General features: G+C 70.5%; 14 protein-coding genes. 7 read left to right on the forward strand and 7 right to left on the reverse strand.

The window, feature by feature from the left end:
- Nucleotides 1-6 precede the first annotated feature (6 nt).
- Genes VMD50_RS09950 through VMD50_RS09965 form a run of 4 tightly spaced genes read right to left on the reverse strand, consistent with a single transcriptional unit; the run spans nucleotide 7 to nucleotide 4,181 of the window.
- The gene (locus VMD50_RS09950) at nucleotides 7-591 is read right to left on the reverse strand and encodes a GTP-binding protein (RefSeq protein WP_325427296.1); all 585 of its coding nucleotides are present in this window, start codon (nucleotides 589-591) and stop codon (nucleotides 7-9) included.
- Entirely contained in the window at nucleotides 572-946 is a 375-nt protein-coding gene (locus VMD50_RS09955) for a DUF742 domain-containing protein (protein WP_325427298.1), read from the reverse strand. The genes VMD50_RS09950 and VMD50_RS09955 overlap by 20 nt, the downstream gene beginning before the upstream one ends.
- 14 nt (nucleotides 947-960) lie before the next feature.
- Nucleotides 961-1,362: a serine protease inhibitor gene (locus VMD50_RS09960; RefSeq protein ID WP_325427300.1), complete on the reverse strand. Its 402-nt coding sequence runs from the start codon at nucleotides 1,360-1,362 to the stop codon at nucleotides 961-963.
- Complete coding sequence (locus tag VMD50_RS09965; protein ID WP_414686035.1) at nucleotides 1,359-4,181, reverse strand: sensor histidine kinase; 2,823 nt, start codon at nucleotides 4,179-4,181, stop codon at nucleotides 1,359-1,361. Before VMD50_RS09965 ends, VMD50_RS09960 begins: the two co-directional genes overlap by 4 nt.
- A gap of 255 nt (nucleotides 4,182-4,436) precedes the next feature.
- On the opposite strand from VMD50_RS09965, the gene VMD50_RS09970 reads away from it, so the two are divergent.
- The gene (locus tag VMD50_RS09970) at nucleotides 4,437-4,901 is read left to right on the forward strand and encodes a tRNA (cytidine(34)-2'-O)-methyltransferase (protein WP_325427305.1); all 465 of its coding nucleotides are present in this window, start codon (nucleotides 4,437-4,439) and stop codon (nucleotides 4,899-4,901) included.
- Between the two features lie 39 nt (nucleotides 4,902-4,940).
- Nucleotides 4,941-5,267 carry a YciI family protein gene (locus tag VMD50_RS09975; protein ID WP_325427307.1) on the forward strand — a complete coding sequence of 109 codons (327 nt, stop codon included), beginning with the start codon at nucleotides 4,941-4,943 and terminating at the stop codon, nucleotides 5,265-5,267.
- A gap of 1 nt (nucleotide 5,268) precedes the next feature.
- Here the strand turns inward: VMD50_RS09975 and VMD50_RS09980 are convergent, their stop codons facing one another.
- A complete protein-coding gene (locus VMD50_RS09980) occupies nucleotides 5,269-5,913 on the reverse strand; it encodes a nitroreductase family protein (protein WP_325427309.1) in 645 nt (214 codons plus the stop codon).
- 23 nt (nucleotides 5,914-5,936) lie between these two features.
- On the opposite strand from VMD50_RS09980, the gene VMD50_RS09985 reads away from it, so the two are divergent.
- Nucleotides 5,937-6,350: a TIGR03667 family PPOX class F420-dependent oxidoreductase gene (locus VMD50_RS09985; protein ID WP_325427311.1), complete on the forward strand. Its 414-nt coding sequence runs from the start codon at nucleotides 5,937-5,939 to the stop codon at nucleotides 6,348-6,350.
- A 74-nt stretch (nucleotides 6,351-6,424) separates the two neighbouring features.
- On the opposite strand, the gene VMD50_RS09990 is transcribed toward VMD50_RS09985, so the two are convergent.
- Nucleotides 6,425-9,706: an error-prone DNA polymerase gene (locus tag VMD50_RS09990; RefSeq protein WP_325427375.1), complete on the reverse strand. Its 3,282-nt coding sequence runs from the start codon at nucleotides 9,704-9,706 to the stop codon at nucleotides 6,425-6,427.
- 147 nt (nucleotides 9,707-9,853) lie between these two features.
- Here VMD50_RS09990 and VMD50_RS09995 point away from each other — a divergent pair, with 147 nt between their 5' ends.
- Nucleotides 9,854-11,203, forward strand: a complete 1,350-nt coding sequence (locus VMD50_RS09995; RefSeq protein WP_325427313.1) for a wax ester/triacylglycerol synthase domain-containing protein — start codon at nucleotides 9,854-9,856, stop codon at nucleotides 11,201-11,203.
- Nucleotides 11,204-11,243: 40 nt separating this feature from the next.
- Nucleotides 11,244-12,401, forward strand: a complete 1,158-nt coding sequence (gene otsB, locus VMD50_RS10000) for a trehalose-phosphatase (RefSeq protein WP_325427315.1) — start codon at nucleotides 11,244-11,246, stop codon at nucleotides 12,399-12,401.
- A gap of 35 nt (nucleotides 12,402-12,436) precedes the next feature.
- Here otsB and VMD50_RS10005 read toward each other — a convergent pair whose 3' ends face one another.
- Nucleotides 12,437-13,309, reverse strand: a complete 873-nt coding sequence (locus tag VMD50_RS10005) for a MaoC family dehydratase (protein WP_325427317.1) — start codon at nucleotides 13,307-13,309, stop codon at nucleotides 12,437-12,439.
- 94 nt (nucleotides 13,310-13,403) lie between these two features.
- On the opposite strand from VMD50_RS10005, the gene VMD50_RS10010 reads away from it, so the two are divergent.
- Both VMD50_RS10010 and VMD50_RS10015 read left to right on the forward strand, forming a co-directional pair.
- Entirely contained in the window at nucleotides 13,404-14,108 is a 705-nt protein-coding gene (locus VMD50_RS10010) for a histidine phosphatase family protein (protein WP_325427319.1), read from the forward strand.
- Nucleotides 14,109-14,124: 16 nt separating this feature from the next.
- On the forward strand, nucleotides 14,125-16,128 hold the full coding sequence (locus tag VMD50_RS10015; protein ID WP_325427321.1) for an SDR family oxidoreductase: 2,004 nt from the start codon (nucleotides 14,125-14,127) through the stop codon (nucleotides 16,126-16,128).
- Nucleotides 16,129-16,133 lie beyond the last annotated feature (5 nt).

A 16,133-nucleotide genomic window follows, 5' to 3' on the forward strand; every position in this document is an offset into this window, starting at 1 on the left:
AGCGGATCAGCTCGCGGCGAGGGTTTCCAGGGCGTATTCGCTGACGGCGATGAGCGCGTCGGTCGCCGACCGGCGATCCCGGGCGTCGACCGTGATCACCGGGATGTGCCGGGGCAGGGTCAGCGCCTCGCGCACCGCCTCGACGGGATAACGCGGCGCGCCGTCGAACTCGTTGACCGCGATCAGGAACGGCAGGTTGCGGTGCTCGAAGAAGTCGACCGCGGCGAAGCTGTCCTGCAGGCGCCGGCAGTCGACCAGGACGATCGCGCCGATCGCGCCGCGCACCAGGTCGTCCCACATGAACCAGAACCGGCGCTGGCCCGGGGTGCCGAACAGGTAGAGCACCAGCTCCTCGTCCAGGGTGATGCGGCCGAAGTCCATCGCGACGGTGGTGGTCTTTTTGTCCGGGGTGGCTTCCAGCATGTCGACGCCGGTCGAGGCGTCGGTCAGCATCGCCTCGGTGCGCAGCGGCATGATTTCCGAGACTGCCCCGACGAACGTGGTCTTGCCGACACCGAACCCGCCCGCGACGACGATCTTCGTCGAAGCGTGGGCTCCCCCGGGGTGGGGGTCAGAGTGCTTTAAGACCACGCAGCGTCCTTCCTATGAGTTCGTGCCGCTCGTCGCGGGTGGAACGCTCGGACAGCGTCCTGTGCACCCGAAGGTAGCCGGACAGCACCAGATCGCCGACCAGGACGCGCGCGACACCGATCGGTAAATCCAGCCGGGCCGAGATTTCCGCGACCGACGGGCTCTGCACGCACAGTTGGATGATCTTGCCTCTCGCGTCGTCGGGTGGCCACCGGTGGGCCAGGCCGGCCTGCAACGTCTGTATCGGCGCTTCCAGCGGGAGGTCGATTTCGGTGTCGGTCCGGCCCGACGTCAGCGTGTACGGACGGACCAGGTTCGCCTCACGTGGGGCTGACCAGGGCTCGCGTCTGTCCATCGCGGCTCACAGGCTCACGAGTACTGCTCGGACCGGCGGCTGGACTGGACCACGCCGCCCACCCGTTCGACGAGGATCGCCATCTCGTAGCCGATCTGGCCGATGTCGCAGGACGTCAGGGCCAGCGTGGCCAGGTGCGAGCCGTCGCCGACCCGCATCAGCAACAGGTAGCCGTTGGCCATCTCGACCACCGACTGCAGCACCTGACCGCCCTCGAAGAGCTGCGCGGCGCCGGTCGCGAGGCTGGCCAGCCCCGAGGCGACCGCCGCCAACTGGTCGGCCCGTTCGCGTGGGAGATGCTCGCTGGCGGCGACGGGCAACCCGTCGACAGACACCAGCAACGCGTGCGCCACCCCGGGAACCTCGCGCGCGAACTTCGTCACCAGCCAGTCCAGCGAGTTGCCGGCAGACGTCATTCCTGATCCGATCCTTCGCTCGTGTCGCGGGCGTGCGACCGTCCCGTGCGCACGCCACCGAAATGGCTGCTGAACGAGGCCCGCACCGCCTCGGGGTCCCGCGCCGCGGCCGCGTGCTGCGGCTCCCGCCGACCGGCCACGCCGCCGGATCCGACGAGGGATTCCCGGCCCTCATCCGGCTGGTCTTCGTCGGTGCCGCCCGTCCCGCCGGCCGTGCCGGGCACCAGCCGGGCGCCCGGTGTGCGGACCGGCAGCCCGTGCTCGGTCTGCGACTCGACGGGCTTGTCCTCGGCCGCGGCGGCCAGCGACCAGCCGCGGTCCCACACCGACTGCCAATCCAGGTCGGGGCTGTCGACCAGGTCGTGCGGGTCGCCCAGCATCTCCGACAGCATCCGACGGTAGATGACGTCGTCGTCGGCCGGGGCCTCGGGAGCCTTCGCGGCCTTCGGGGCTTCCGGAATGGTCGGGAGCGATGCGGCCGCGGGCTTGGCGGGGGCTTCCGGCGCGCTGCGGGACCGCGCGGCGAAGAACGCCGACGTGTCCGACACCGCCGCCGGTTTGGCCGGCGGCCGTTTCGGGGGCTCCGACGCCGGCTTGGCCTGTTGCCCGGCCTCCCACCAGGGAGTGGCGAGCTCGCGCCTGTGTCGGCGGGGCAGCTTCTCGGTGGGCGGGGCGGGAACCCCGGGCACCTCGGGAACGTGGGTGATGCCACTGGATCCCGGGTTGCGGTGCGGCAGCAAGGTGACCGAGGGTCCCGGCGCCTCGGCGCCGTTCTGGTTCGCCGGCTGCTGCCCGGCCGGGTCCGGCGTCGCGATGGCGTTGGCGAGTTTGGTGCTCGGCGATGCCACCGCCCCGGCCCGTCCGCGCGGCTCGACCGCCCGGGCCGACCCTTCGAGCAGCGTCGGCGGCAGGTAGATCTCGGCGGTCGTGCCGGTGCCCGCCTCGTTGGCCGCCGGGCCACGCAGCCCCACCCGGATGCCGTGCCGGGCGGCGATCCGGCCCACCACGAAAAGGCCCATGTGCCGGGCGTTCTCGGGAGCGGGGTCGGGGGTCGCGTCGCCGCCGGCCTGCAGCCGCATGTTGGCCATGCGCCGGTCGGCGTCGTTCATGCCCAGCCCGGAGTCGGAGATCCGCAGCATGACGCCGCCGCTGAGCCCATTGCCGCCGGCCGCGGCCGAGACCCGGACGGTTGTCGTCGGCGGCGAGTAGCGCAGCGCGTTGTCGATCAGCTCGGCGAACAGGTGGATGGCGGCGCCCGCCGCCGCGCCGATCAGCAGGCAGTCGGGCAGGTCGGTGAGCTCGACCCGCCGATAGTCCTCGACCTCGGACACCGCCGCGTTGATCACCGTCGACAGCGGCACCGGCTCACGCTGGTCGCGCGCGAGCTGCGCGCCCGCCAGCACCAGCAGGTTGGCGCTGTTGCGGCGCAGCCGCGCCGCCAGGTGGTCCAGCCGGAACAGGCTGTCCAGGCGTTCGGGGTCCTCCTCGTTGCGCTCCAGCCGGTCGATCAGCGTCAGCTGCTGGTCGACCAGCGAACGGTTGCGCCGCGACATGGTCTCGAACATGTCGTTGACCAGCAATCGCAGCCGCGCCTCGTCGCCGGCCAGCAGCAGGGCCTGCGTGTGCAGTTCGTCGACCGCGTGGGCGACCTGGCCGATCTCCTCGGTGGTGTAGACCGGCAGCGGCTGCGGGATGGGTTCGGCGCCGCCCGCCCTGACCCGGGCCACCTCGTCCTCGAGGTCTTGGTGGGCGACCTTGAGCGCGCCGTCGCGCAGCACGCGCAGCGGCCGCACCAGCGCGCGCGCCACCAGCAACACCACCAGAAGCGCGATCGCGATGGCGGCCAGCACCAGCACGGTGTCGCGGATCGCGGAATTGCGGCGATCGGTGGCCTCGGCCTGCACCGACTTGGTCACGGACGCGGTGGCGTCGGTGACGACCTGTTCGGCGATCCCGTCGGTGGTCTGGATCGAGCGCAGCAGTTCGGGGTTGTCGACGAGCGCGCTGGCCGGATCGGACATGATCGCCATCCGGGTCACCATTTGCTGCTGCAGCGTCTTGGCTTCCGGCGACCCGGCACCCAGCACCTCGCTCATCCCGAACAGCGTCGACGGTTCGGTGCCGGCCAGGGTGATCATCGAGGTCCGCAGCTGCGGCTCGGGCAGGTCGGACCCGCGGGTCACCAGAATCTCCTGCATCGTCATCTGCCCGCGGGCGCCGACGGCCCGGCTCAGGCCCTGCGCCTCGGCGCGGATCCGCTCGTCGCCGACGCGCACCGACGCGTTGACGACGTCCTCGGCGGTCAACAGGATCGGGGCGTAGGTGGTCACCCGGTCCCGCAAACCGATGCTGTTGTCGGCCACCTTGTCCAGCAGCCCCTGACCGCCATTCAGCAGGGTGCTCACCCCGGAGCGGACGTCTGGGGTGACGTCGGTGTCCGCCAGCCGCTGCTGCAGCTCGTGCTTGCGCGCCTCGTAGTTTTTCTTGGCGCCGTCGACGTCGCGTCCGGTGGAGTCGGCCAGCAGCGCGACGTCCAAGGCCGACATGTATTTGGTGATGGCCGGCAGCACGTCGGCGCGCGCCGCGGCCAGCTTGAGGCCGTCGGCGCTGGCCATCGCGTCCTTGATGCGCAACCCACCGAAAGCGGTCGCCAAAACGAGCGGTACCAGCACGATTGCCAGGACCTTGTAGCGCACGGGCCAGTTGCTCAGCGACCAGGTCGGCGGGCGTTTGGCCGGCGACGCGCCGGCGGCGGGGGCTTCGTCGAATCCTGGTGTGGCCGCCTCGGCCGCGTGGGCCGGGCGGGCGAACATGGTCACGTGCTTGCGGCCGCGCGGCCGGCCGCTGCGCTGATTGTCAGCGCTCGGTGAAACGAGAGACTCATGAGACTTCCTGCTTAATTCCGCCTACCCCACGCAGCCGGCGCCAGCGATAAACGCCTGGCAATCCGACGAGTATGACAGCCCGCGGCCGAGGTCTCCACAATTCCTACTGAGTACGCAGAGCCCTCCAAGGTGCGCCGGTGCGCCGGGACGCAAGTCTGGCAAACAAATTGGCTTTGTCATGATCGGCTGATGTTCCGGCTGCTGTTCCACACTCCGCGCATCGCGCCCAACACCGGCAACGCCATCCGGACGGCGGCCGCCACCGGCGCCGAACTGCATCTGGTCGAGCCGCTGGGCTTCGATCTGTCCGAACCCAAACTGCGGCGGGCCGGACTGGACTATCACGACCTCGCGTCGGTCACCGTGCACGCGTCGCTGCGGGCCGCCTGGGATGCGCTGGCGCCGGCGCGGGTGGTCGCCTTCACCGCGCACGCGAGCACGTCGTTCGCCGACGTCGACTACCGGGCCGGCGACGTGTTGATGTTCGGGCCCGAACCCGACGGGCTGGACGCGGCGACCCTGGCCGACCCGCACATCACCCGGCAGGTGCGCATCCCGATGCTGGCGGGCCGCCGATCGCTGAACCTGTCCAACGCGGCCGCGATAGCCGTCTACGAGGCCTGGCGCCAGCACGGCTACCCCGGCGCGGTCTGAGGGCGATGACTCCCGGGCCCCGCGCGAGTCAGCATTGATATGGCTACCTTCATCACGATCGGCTACGGGGACGCGGCCGGCTACGACCGCGTGAGCGACGAATGCAAGAGGGCCGCGCACGGGCGCGACGACGAATTGCGCGCGGCCGGGGCGCTCATCGGAATCGCCGGAGATCCCGTCGCGGTGCGCAATCCGGACGGCGCCGGGGTGCGGATCGAGCACGGACCCTACCGGCACTCGGCGTTGCCGATCGCCGGGTTCGCCGTGCTGGAGGCCGCCGACCTCGACGCGGCGATCGAGCGCGTCAGCCAAACCCCTTGTGCGGTCGCACACGGTGTCGTCGAGGTGTGGCCGCTGACGACGTGACTTACCAACTGTTCCAGTGCGTCAGTTGCTCGGCGGGCAGCCGCTTGGCCGGCCGGAAGTCGGTGCCCTTGGTGTAGGCGATCGGGAACAGCCCGCCCTGGCTGTACCGGTCGTAGGGGATGCCGAGCACGTCGGCCGCCTGCTTTTCGCCGTCGCGCAGCAGGTGCAGCGTCGTCCAGCAGGAGCCCAGGCCCCGCGAGCGCAGGGCCAGGCAGAAGCTCCAGACCGCCGGGAACAGCGACGCCCAGAACGACACGCCGCCCAGCGGCGTCTTGTCCTCGCGGCCCTCGATGCACGGGATCATCAGCACCGGCGCCTCGTGCATGTGCTCGGCGAGGTACGTCGCGGAGTCCCGGACCTTGCCCATCCGCTCGCCGCGGGCGTCCCCCTCGGCGTATTCGGCCCCGGGCGCGCTGAGGTAGCCCCGGGCGTTGGCCAGGTAGATCTCGCCGATCGCCTTCTTCTTGTCGGCGTCCTCGACGAACACCCACTGCCAGCCCTGCGAGTTGGAGCCGGTCGGCGCCTGCAGCGCCAGGTCGAGGCATTCCATAAGCACCTCGCGGCCCACCGGCCTGTCGAAGTCGAGGCGCTTGCGGACCGATCGGGTGGTGGTCAGTACTTCGTCGACGGACAGGTTGAGGGTCATGTGTGGAGACTACCGTTGGCTGCATGACAGTCGAACTGACGCAAGAGGTTTCCAGCCGGCTCACGTCGGACAACTTCGGGTGGCTGACTACCGTCGCCAAATCGGGACAACCGGTTCCCCGGCTGGTCTGGTTCTACTTCGACGGGGCGAGGCTGACGGTGTACTCCATGCCGCAGGCCGCCAAGGTCGCCCACATCAAGGCACACCCGCAGGTGAGCCTGAACCTGGATTCGGACGGTAACGGCGGCGGCATCATCGTCGTCGGTGGGACCGCGGCGGTCGACGCAACCGGGGTGAATTGCGCGGATGACCAACCCTACTGGGCGAAGTACGGCGAGCTCGCGAAGGAGCTGGAGGCGGCCGAGGGGATCTCAATGGACGCCTTCAGCACCCGGTTGGCGATCACCCCGACCAAAGTCTGGACCACGCCCGCCTAGCGATCGGGCGCGCCGAGCGTGAACCCATTGCGAAGATCCGGCGAAAAATTCGCGCTGCGTTCACGTTCGGCGCGTCAGCGGAAGTCGCGGGACCTCGAGCCGACGGCCAGGGTGATGCGGCCCAGCCGCTCGGCGACGACGGTGACGGCGCCGCTGGCGTTTTGCACCTGACCGCGCACCAGCAGCGCCGGTGCGGTGTTGGCCAGCTTGCGGTGCCGCGCCCACACCCCGGGCGTGCAGAGCACGTTGACCATCCCGGTCTCGTCCTCGAGGTTGAGGAACGTCACCCCCTGGGCCGTCCCGGGCCGCTGCCGGTGGGTCACTGCGCCGGCGATCAGCACGCGGTCGCCGTCGGGCACGTCCAGCAGCTTGTCGGCGGGCACCACGCCCATCGCGTCCAGGTTTTCCCGCAGGAACTGCGTCGGATAACTGTCCGGGGAGATGCCGGTGGCCCACACGTCGGCGGCGGCCAGCTCCAGCTCGCTCATTCCGGGCAGCGCCGGGACGTGCGACGACGACCCTACGCCGGGCAACCGGTCCGGGCGCTGGGTGGCGGCCGCCCCGGCCGCCCACAGCCCCTCGCGCCGGGACATGCCGAAGCAGCCCAGCGCCCCGGCCGTGGCCAGCGCCTCGGTCTGCGGCACGGACAGCTGCAGCCGGGTCGTCAGGTCCAGCAGGGAAACGAACGGGCCGTGGGCCTTTCGCTCCTGCACCAGCCGCTCGGCGAGGTCGTCGCCGATGTGGCGGACGGCCCCCAGACCGAGCCGGACCTCGGTTCCGCCGTTCTCGAGCGTGGCGTGGGCCAGGCTGGCGTTGACGTCCGGGCCGTGCACCGTCACGCCGTGCCGTCGCGCGTCGGCCACCAGCGACTGCGGCGAATAGAAGCCCATCGGCTGCGCGCGCAGCAGCGCGGCGCAGAACGCCGCCGGGTGGTGCAGCTTGAACCACGACGAGTAAAACACCAGCGACGCGAAGGACAGCGCGTGGCTTTCGGGGAAGCCGAAATTGGCGAAGGCTTCCAGCTTTTCGTAGGTTCGGTCGATCACCTCGTCGGTGGCGCCGTGCAGCGCGCGCATGCCGTCGTAGAACCGGCCGCGCAGCCGCCGCATGCGTTCGGTCGAACGCTTGGAGCCCATAGCGCGCCGCAGCTGGTCGGCCTCGGCGGCGGAGAATCCGGCGCAGTCGACCGCGAGCTGCATCAATTGTTCTTGAAAAAGCGGCACCCCCAGCGTCTTTCGCAGCGCCGGTTCCATCGAGGGGTGGTCGTAGACGACCGGGTCGATGCCGTTGCGCCGCCGGATGTAGGGGTGCACCGACCCGCCCTGGATGGGGCCGGGCCGGATCAGCGCGACCTCCACCACCAGGTCGTAGAAGATCCGCGGCTTGAGCCTGGGCAACGTGGCCATCTGCGCCCGCGACTCCACCTGAAACACGCCGACGGAGTCGGCGCGGGACAGCATCTCGTACACCGCCGGCTCGGAGAGGTCGAGGCGGGCCAGGTCAACCTCGATGCCCTTGTGCTCGGCCACCAGGTCGATGGCGTAGTGCAGCGCCGAGAGCATGCCCAGCCCCAGCAGGTCGAACTTCACCAAACCGATTGCCGCGCAGTCGTCCTTGTCCCATTGCAGGACGCTGCGGTTCTCCATGCGCGCCCACTCCACCGGGCACACGTCGGCGATCGGGCGGTCGCAGATCACCATGCCGCCGGAATGAATGCCCATGTGCCGCGGCAGATTCCGGATCTGGTTCGCCAGGTCGATCACCTGCTCCGGAATGCCTTCTGCGTCGGGCGAATCCGCCACCCCGTTCCAGGTGCTGATCTGCTTGCTCCACGCGTCCTGCTGACCCTGCGAGAAGCCCAGGGCGCGGGCCATGTCGCGCACCGCGATCTTTCCCCGGTAGGTGATGACGTTGGCGACCTGGGCGGCGTAGTCGCGGCCGTACTTGTCGTAGACGTACTGGATGACCTTCTCGCGCTGGTCGGACTCGATGTCCATGTCGATGTCGGGGGGCCCGTCGCGGGCCGGCGACAGGAAGCGCTCGAAGAGCAGCTCGTTGGCCACCGGGTCGACGGCGGTGACGCCCAGGGCGTAACAGACCGCGGAATTGGCCGCCGATCCCCTGCCCTGACACAGGACGTTGTTCTCCCGGCAGAACCGGGCGATGTCGTGCACCACCAGGAAGTAGCCCGGAAAGCTCAGGTGCGCAATGACTTTCAGTTCGTGCTCGATCTGGGCGTACGCGCGCGGCGCGGCATCGGCCGGCCCGTAGCGGTCGCGCGCGCCGGCCATCGTCAACTGCCGCAGCCAGCTGTCCTCGGTGTGCCCGTCGGGCACGTCGAACGGCGGCAGCCGGGGGGCGATCAGCGCCAGCCCGAACGCGCACTGCTCGCCGAGTTCGGCGGCGGCCGTCACCGCGTCGGGCCGCCGGCCGAACAGCCGGGCCATCTCCTCGCCGGACCGCAGGTGCGAGCCGCCCAGCGGGGCCAGCCACCCGGCGGCGGAGTCCAGGGACTGCCGGGCCCGGATCGCGCCCATTGCCATGGCCAGCCGGCCGCGCGCCGGGTGGGCGAAATGCGCCCCGGTGGTGGCGACGACCCCGACGCCGAAGCGCGGCGCCAGCGCGGCCAGCGCGGCGTTGCGTTCGTCGTCGAGCGGGTGACCGTGATGGGTCAGCTCGACGCTGACCCGGCGAGCCCCGAACCGGTCCACCAGGCCGGCCAGCGCCCGCTCCGCCGCGTCCGGGCCGCCGTCGGAAAGCGCCTGGCGCACGTGGCCTTTGCGACAACCGGTCAGGATGTGCCAGTGCCCGTCGGCGGCCTCGGTCAGCGCGTCGACGTCGTAGCGCGGCTTGCCCTTCTCCCCGCCGGCCAGGTGCGCCGCGGCCAGTTGCCGCGACAGCCGCCGGTAGCCCTCCGGGCCGCGGGCCAGCACCAGCAGGTGCGGGCCGGGCGGATCCGGCGCCTCGGTGCGGGCGCCCGGTCCCAGCGACAGCTCGGCGCCGAACACGGTGCTCAGGTCGAGTTCGGCGGCCGCCTCGGCGAACCGCACCGCCCCGTACAGGCCGTCGTGGTCGGTGAGCGCCAGGGCGCGCAGGCCCAGCCGGGCAGCCTCTTCGACCAGCTCCTCCGGGGTGCTGGCCCCGTCGAGGAAACTGAACGCCGAATGCGCGTGTAACTCGGCATACGCAAGAGACGAGCGAACCGGCCGGGTGTCGTCGGGCGGCCGGTACGTCCCGCGCTTGCGCGACAAAGGGGCGTCCTCGGGGGGCTGCGCAGGCGCGCCGGCATGGCGCGGCTTGCCGTCGAGCACCCGCTCCATCTCCGCCCAGCTCGGCGGCCCGTTGAACCAGCCCACCCCCTCGAGTCTAGTCGAATACATGTTCGAATATGAGCGTGTCCTGTTAAACGGGTCTAAACATATTCTTAACGCTCCTGGCCTACCGCCCCGCAGGCGCCGCATAGATACTGGTACCAGGGCAAAGAACGACGGTGGGGACTGGGCATGGCGCAAGCGAAGAAACTGGACACGGCTTACCTCAAGGCCCAGGACCCCGAACAGCACGCGAGCCTGGCGATCGGCGCGGTCGCCATCGTCGACGGCCCGGTCCCCGGCTTCGAGCTGCTGAAAGACCTTCTGGCAGAACGGTTTCGGTCGATACCGCGGTGCACGCAGTTGCTGCGGGCGCAGAACCTCGAGTGGATCGACTATCGGGAACTCGACGTCGCCCGTCATGTGCGCCGGGTGGCGATTCCGCGCCCCGGCGACGACACCCAGCTGTCCCAGGCCATCGCCTTGGCCCTGGAGCGTCCCCTGGACTTGAACCGTCCGCCGTGGGAGTGCTGGGTCATCGAGGGCCTGAAGGGGAACCGGTGGGCGATCCTGATGAAGACCCACCACGACGTCGCCGCCGGCAACTCGGCCGCCCACCTACTGGCCAGGCTCTGCGACGACGCCAACGACGATGCCTTCACTAAAGGCGTTGGTGCCGAACATGTTTCGCCGGAGTCACGGCGCGGCTGGGTCGACGCCCTGGGCCGGGCCGTCGCATTGGCCGGGACCGTCGCCGGGGCGATGTGGCCCGCGGAGCGGCTTACGGTCGATTCGGTCATGCGGCGCTACGTAACCCTGCGCGTCCCCGCCGCCGACGTGGACAGGGTGTGCCGCAAATTCGGTGTGACCGTCAACGACGTTGCGCTGGCGGCCATCACCGAGGGCTTCCGGGGGGTTTTGCTGCGGCGCGGCGAGGAGCCGCGCGCGGACTCGTTGCGCACCCTGGTGCCACTGTTTGGGCAGGCGGTCCGTTCGGCCATGCTGCCGTATCTGCCCGTCGAGCACGAGGATCCGGTCCAACAGTTGCGCACGGTGCACAACCGCTGGAAGGCCCAGAAGGTCCAGCAAGCGGGCCGGCGCCAACCCGGCGTCGTCGAGTCGGCGCTCAGCTGCCTGCCGGCGACACTGCGCGGCAACGTATTACAGCTGCTGGCCCGGCTGCCGCACGCCGGCATCGTGACGCTGGGCACCCACACGCCCGGGCCTCGCCACCGGTTGCGGCTGATGGGCCAGACGATCGAGCGCCTGCTGCCGATCCCCCCGACCGCCGTGCGGCTGAGCACGGGGGTCGCGGTGCTCAGCTACCGCGACGACGTGGTGTTCGGCATCACCGCCGAATACGACGCCGCGGCCGACGTCAAGCAGCTGGTCGCCGGCATCGAACTGGGCATGGCGCGGATGGTGGCGCTCAGCCAGGATTCCGTGCTGCTGTTCGGCAAGGACCACCGGCGGAGGCGCACCGTCCGGAGGCACCCGAGCCAGGCGCAACGAGCGCATCCCTCGGCACCGGCCCGTCACTGACCCGGGCCCGGTGCCGCCCGGCACCGTGAGAAGGTTGGGCGTGCGCAATTCGGAGTCGGTCATCATCGACCCGCGCCGGCATGACGCGGTGCTGTTCGACGCGGCGCTGGGCTCCTCGCCGGCGCTGGTCCGGCAACTGCGCGACGCCGGCGTCGGCACCGGCGTCTTCGCGTCGGACAGCGAGCTGGGCCGAGCGGCCGGCGAGCTCTCGGTGCGCCCGGGCCGATGCGCCGTGGTGACCGACGACCCGGCGCGCAGTCAGGCCGCGCGCGACGACGGCTTCGCGTTGATCATCGGCGTCGACCGCACCGGCGCCGCGGACGCGCTCCGCGATTCCGGCGCCGATGCGGTGGTCGCCGACCCGGATGAGATCATGGTGCGCACCGGCGACCGGCGGATGTCCCAGCTGCCCGACGCGCGCGAAGCTCTGGGCGCCCTGGCCGACCACCGGCCGGCCGTGTTCTACGACTTCGACGGCACCCTGTCGGACATCGTCGACGATCCGGACGCCGCCCGGCCCGTTGACGGGGCGGTCGAGGCGCTGCAGAGGCTGGCCGCGCAATGTCCGGTGGCGGTGCTGTCCGGCCGCGACCTCGCCGACGTGACGAAGCGTCTCGGCGTGCCCGGCATCTGGTACGCCGGCAGCCACGGTTTCGAGCTGACCGCGCCCGACGGGACGCACCACCAGAACGCGGACGCGGCGGCGGCCATCCCCGTGCTCGAACAGGCGGCGGCTGAGCTACGCGACCGACTGGGCGCCATTCCGGGAATTGTGGTGGAACACAAGCGTTTTGGTGTCGCCGTGCACTATCGCAACGTCGCCCGGGACCGCGTCGGCGAGGTGGCCGCGGCGGTCCGCGCGGCGGGCCGGCGCGACGGTCTTCGGGTGACCACCGGCCGCGAGGTCATCGAGCTGCGACCGGACATGGACTGGGACAAGGGAAAGACCCTGCGGTGGGTGCTCGAGCACCTGAGCGAGGCCGACTCCGGCCCCTTGGTGCCGATCTATCTCGGAGACGACATCACCGACGAGGACGCGTTCGACGCGATCAGTGCCGACGGCGTGCCGATCCTGGTGCGGCACAACGAAGACGGTGACCGCGCCACCGCCGCGCGGTTCGCGCTGGACAATCCCGCGCAGGCCGCCGAGTTCACCGACCGGCTGGCGCGGCGGCTCAGCGACTCCCGCGCGGATTAACCGCCGGCACCAAAGGCGCCGACGGCACCTGGCAGCTACCCCTCCGCGTACTCGGCCGCGCCGTCGTCCAGCACCACGCGCGCGTCGGCACCGTCGGGCCCGGACGCCTCTGTCCGGAAAACCGCCTTCCCGGTCTCCGTCCGCCAGATCAAGGTGGTCAGTGTCTCGCCGGGGAACACGGGCGAGCTGAACCGCGCGTCGATCGAGGTGACATTGGCGGCCACGCCCTTACCCAGCTCGGCGACCAGCGCGCGCCCCGCGAACCCGTAGCTGCACAGCCCGTGCAGGATCGGCTTGGGGAACCCGGCGAGCTCGCGGGCGAACCAGGGATCGCTGTGCAGCGGGTTGCGGTCGCCGGACAGCCGATAGATCAGCGCCTGATCCTCGCGGGTGGGCAGCGGAATCCGGGCGTCCGGCTCCCGGTCCGGGATCTCCGGCGCGACCGGCCGCTGTCCCGGCGCTCCACCAAACCCGCCCGCGCCCCGGACGACGAAGGTGGTCGACGTTTCGGCGATCAGCGTCCCCGAGTCCGGGTCGGTGCCGCGACCGCGCAGCATCACCACCGCGTTCTTGCCCTCGCCCTTGTCCTGGATGTCGGCTACCTCGGAGACCACCGACAGCTTGCCGGCGGCCGGCAGCGGCGCATGCAACCGGACACCTTGCGATCCGTGCAAGAGCATGGCGTGGTTGAACGTTCCGATCTTGCCGGCCGCGGCGAACGCCGGGGAGCAGATCACCGCGTAGGTGGGCAGTACCTGTTGGGTGATGTCGTGGCTGTTCTCGGTCGTGAACGACAGGTCGTCGGTACCGCATCCGACGCCGAGGGCGTACAGCATCGTGTCGCGGTCGGTCCATTCGAACAGCATCGGTTCGCTCACCGCGCCGACGGCACTCGGATCAATGGCCATGCGGGTCTCCTCTCGACTGTGGAATCGCGCCTTTTCGCCACCTAACCATCGCAAACCCTTCCCCCCGGCACCCTCGGCAGGGCAGGCTATCGACATGCGCAAGGGGAGCGTGATCTCAAAGGGTCTGGCCGTGCTCGCCGCGGCGGTCATCGTCGGCGCCTGCGGCGGCTCGCCGCAGCCGCGCAGCATCACCCTGACGTTCATCCGGCACGCGCAGTCGGAGGCCAACGCCAGCGGGGTCCTCGACACCTCGATCCCCGGCCCGGGCCTCAGCCCCGACGGCAAGGCGGAGGCCGAACAGGTCGCGCACCAGCTCGCCCACAACAAGTACGACGCCGTCTACGCCTCCACGATGGCGCGCGCCCAGCAGACCGCCGAGCCGTTGGCCGCCGAACTGCACGAGCAAGTGCAGGTGCTGCCGGGCGTCCAGGAGATCGACGCCGGCTGGTTCGAGGGCAAACCGGTCTCGATGGATCCCTCGACGTACCTGCTGGCGCCGGCGGACTGGCTCAACGGCGACGTGCAAAACAGCATCCCCGGGTCGATCACCGGCAAAGAGTTCAACGACCGCTTCACCGCGGCCGTCCAGAAGGTCTACGACAGCGGGCACAACAACCCGGTGGTGTTCGCACACCTGTACTCCATCGAGTACTGGACGCTGATGAACGTGAAGAACGCCAAGGACAGCCTCCGGATCACCCATCCGCTGCCGAATACCGGCCGCGTGGTGATCTCGGGCAACCCGATGACGGGCTGGACGCTGCAGGATTGGGACGGCATCCGCGACTTCAGCGGCTGACCGCTACCATGTGCGCATGCGGTATGTCGTTACCGGCGGTACCGGGTTTATCGGTCGCCGCGTCGTGTCCCGAATTCTGGAAACCCGGCCGGACGCGCGGGTGTGGGTGTTGGTGCGCCGCGGATCGCTGGGACGCTTCGAACGCCTCGCGGCCGAGTGGGGTGAGCGGGCGGCGCCGCTGGTCGGCGAGCTGCCCGAGCTGGGCCTGACCGACGAGACCCTGGCCGAGCTGGGTCGGGTCGACCACGTCGTGCACTGCGCGGCGATCTACGACATCACCGCGGGCGAGACCGAGCAACGCGCCACGAACGTCAAGGGCACCCAGGCGGTCATCGAGCTGGCGCGGCGGCTGGACGCGACGCTGCACCACGTGTCGTCGATCGCCGTTGCGGGCGACTTTCCCGGTGAGTACACCGAGGACGACTTCGACGTCGGGCAGCAGCTGCCGACCGCCTACCACCGGACGAAGTTCGAGGCGGAGTCGTTGGTACGGTCGACGTCCGGGCCGCGCTACCGCGTCTACCGCCCCGCCGTCGTGGTGGGCGACTCGGTCACCGGCGAGATGGACAAGGTCGACGGGCCGTACTACTTCTTCGGCGTGCTCGCCAAGCTGGCGGTCCTGCCGTCGCTGACGCCGATGCTGCTGCCCGACACCGGCCGCACCAACATCGTCCCGGTCGACTACGTCGTCGACGCGCTGGTCGCGCTCATGCACGCCGAGGGTTATGACGGGCGAACCTTCCACCTCACGTCACCCAAACCCATCGGGTTGCGCGGCATCTACCGCGGCGTGGCCAAGGCAGCCGGGCTGCCGCCGCTGCGCGGGTCGCTGCCCCGCTCGGTGGCCGCGCCGGTGCTCAGGGTGCGTGGGCGCGCCAGGGTGCTGCGCAACATGGCGGCCACCCAGCTGGGGATCCCCGCCGAGATTTTCGACGTCGTCGACCTGGCGCCGCAGTTCGTCAGCGACGAGACCCGAAAGGCGTTGCAGGGCAGCGGTATCGAAGTCCCCGACTTCGCGAGCTACGCACCGGAGCTGTGGCGGTACTGGGCCGAGCACCTCGACCCCGATCGCGCGCGGCGCGACGACCCCAAGGCGCCGCTGCGGGGCCGGCACGTCATCATCACCGGCGCGTCCAGCGGGATCGGGCGGGCGTCGGCGATCGCCGTCGCCGAAAGGGGCGCAACGGTGTTCGCGCTGGCCCGAAACGCCGACGCGCTGGATGCGCTGGTCGCCGAGATCCGCGCGGGCGGCGGGCAGGCGTACGCGTTCACCTGCGACGTCACCGACTCCACGTCGGTGGAGCACACCGTCAAGGACATCCTGGGGCGCTTCGACCACGTCGACTATTTGGTGAACAACGCCGGCCGGTCGATCCGCCGCTCGGTGGTCAACTCGACCGACCGCCTGCACGACTACGAACGGGTGATGGCGGTCAACTACTTCGGCGCGGTGCGCATGGTGCTGGCGCTGTTGCCGCACTGGCGCGAGCGCCGGTTCGGTCACGTGGTCAACGTCTCCAGCGCCGGCGTGCAGGCCCGCAACCCCAAATACAGCTCCTATCTCCCGACCAAGGCGGCGCTCGACGCGTTCGCCGACGTGGTCGGCTCGGAGACGCTGTCGGACCACATCACGTTCACCAACATCCACATGCCGCTGGTCCGTACGCCCATGATCGCGCCGTCGCACCGGCTCAACCCGGTGCCCGCGATCAGCCCCGAGCGCGCGGCGGCGATGGTGGTGCGCGGCCTCGTCGAGAAGCCGGCGCGCATCGACACCCCGCTGGGCACGCTGGCCGAGATCGGCAACTACTTCGCGCCGCGGACGTCGCGGCGCATCCTGCATCAGCTCTATCTCGGCTATCCCGATTCCGCCGCGGCGCGCGGCGTGCCCACAGAACCGGCCCCGGCCACCCCGGCGCCGCGCAAGCCGAGGCGGCCCGCCCGCGCGGTCACGGGCGGCATACGGACACCGCGCCCGGTCAAGCGGCTGGTGCGACTGGTGCCCGGAGTGCATTGGTGATCCGC

Source organism: Mycobacterium sp., assembly GCF_035506235.1.
In the GTDB taxonomy this organism is placed as follows: domain Bacteria; phylum Actinomycetota; class Actinomycetes; order Mycobacteriales; family Mycobacteriaceae; genus Mycobacterium.

Coding starts and splice junctions, on each gene's coding strand:
- VMD50_RS09955 (WP_325427298.1), bottom strand. CDS start 946: ATGGACAGACGCGAGCCCTGGTCAGCCCCACGTGAGGCGAACCTGGTC.
- VMD50_RS09960 (WP_325427300.1), bottom strand. CDS start 1,362: ATGACGTCTGCCGGCAACTCGCTGGACTGGCTGGTGACGAAGTTCGCG.
- VMD50_RS09970 (WP_325427305.1), top strand. CDS start 4,437: ATGTTCCGGCTGCTGTTCCACACTCCGCGCATCGCGCCCAACACCGGC.
- VMD50_RS09975 (WP_325427307.1), top strand. CDS start 4,941: ATGGCTACCTTCATCACGATCGGCTACGGGGACGCGGCCGGCTACGAC.
- VMD50_RS09980 (WP_325427309.1), bottom strand. CDS start 5,913: ATGACCCTCAACCTGTCCGTCGACGAAGTACTGACCACCACCCGATCG.
- VMD50_RS09985 (WP_325427311.1), top strand. CDS start 5,937: ATGACAGTCGAACTGACGCAAGAGGTTTCCAGCCGGCTCACGTCGGAC.
- VMD50_RS09995 (WP_325427313.1), top strand. CDS start 9,854: ATGGCGCAAGCGAAGAAACTGGACACGGCTTACCTCAAGGCCCAGGAC.
- VMD50_RS10005 (WP_325427317.1), bottom strand. CDS start 13,309: ATGGCCATTGATCCGAGTGCCGTCGGCGCGGTGAGCGAACCGATGCTG.
- VMD50_RS10010 (WP_325427319.1), top strand. CDS start 13,404: ATGCGCAAGGGGAGCGTGATCTCAAAGGGTCTGGCCGTGCTCGCCGCG.
- VMD50_RS10015 (WP_325427321.1), top strand. CDS start 14,125: ATGCGGTATGTCGTTACCGGCGGTACCGGGTTTATCGGTCGCCGCGTC.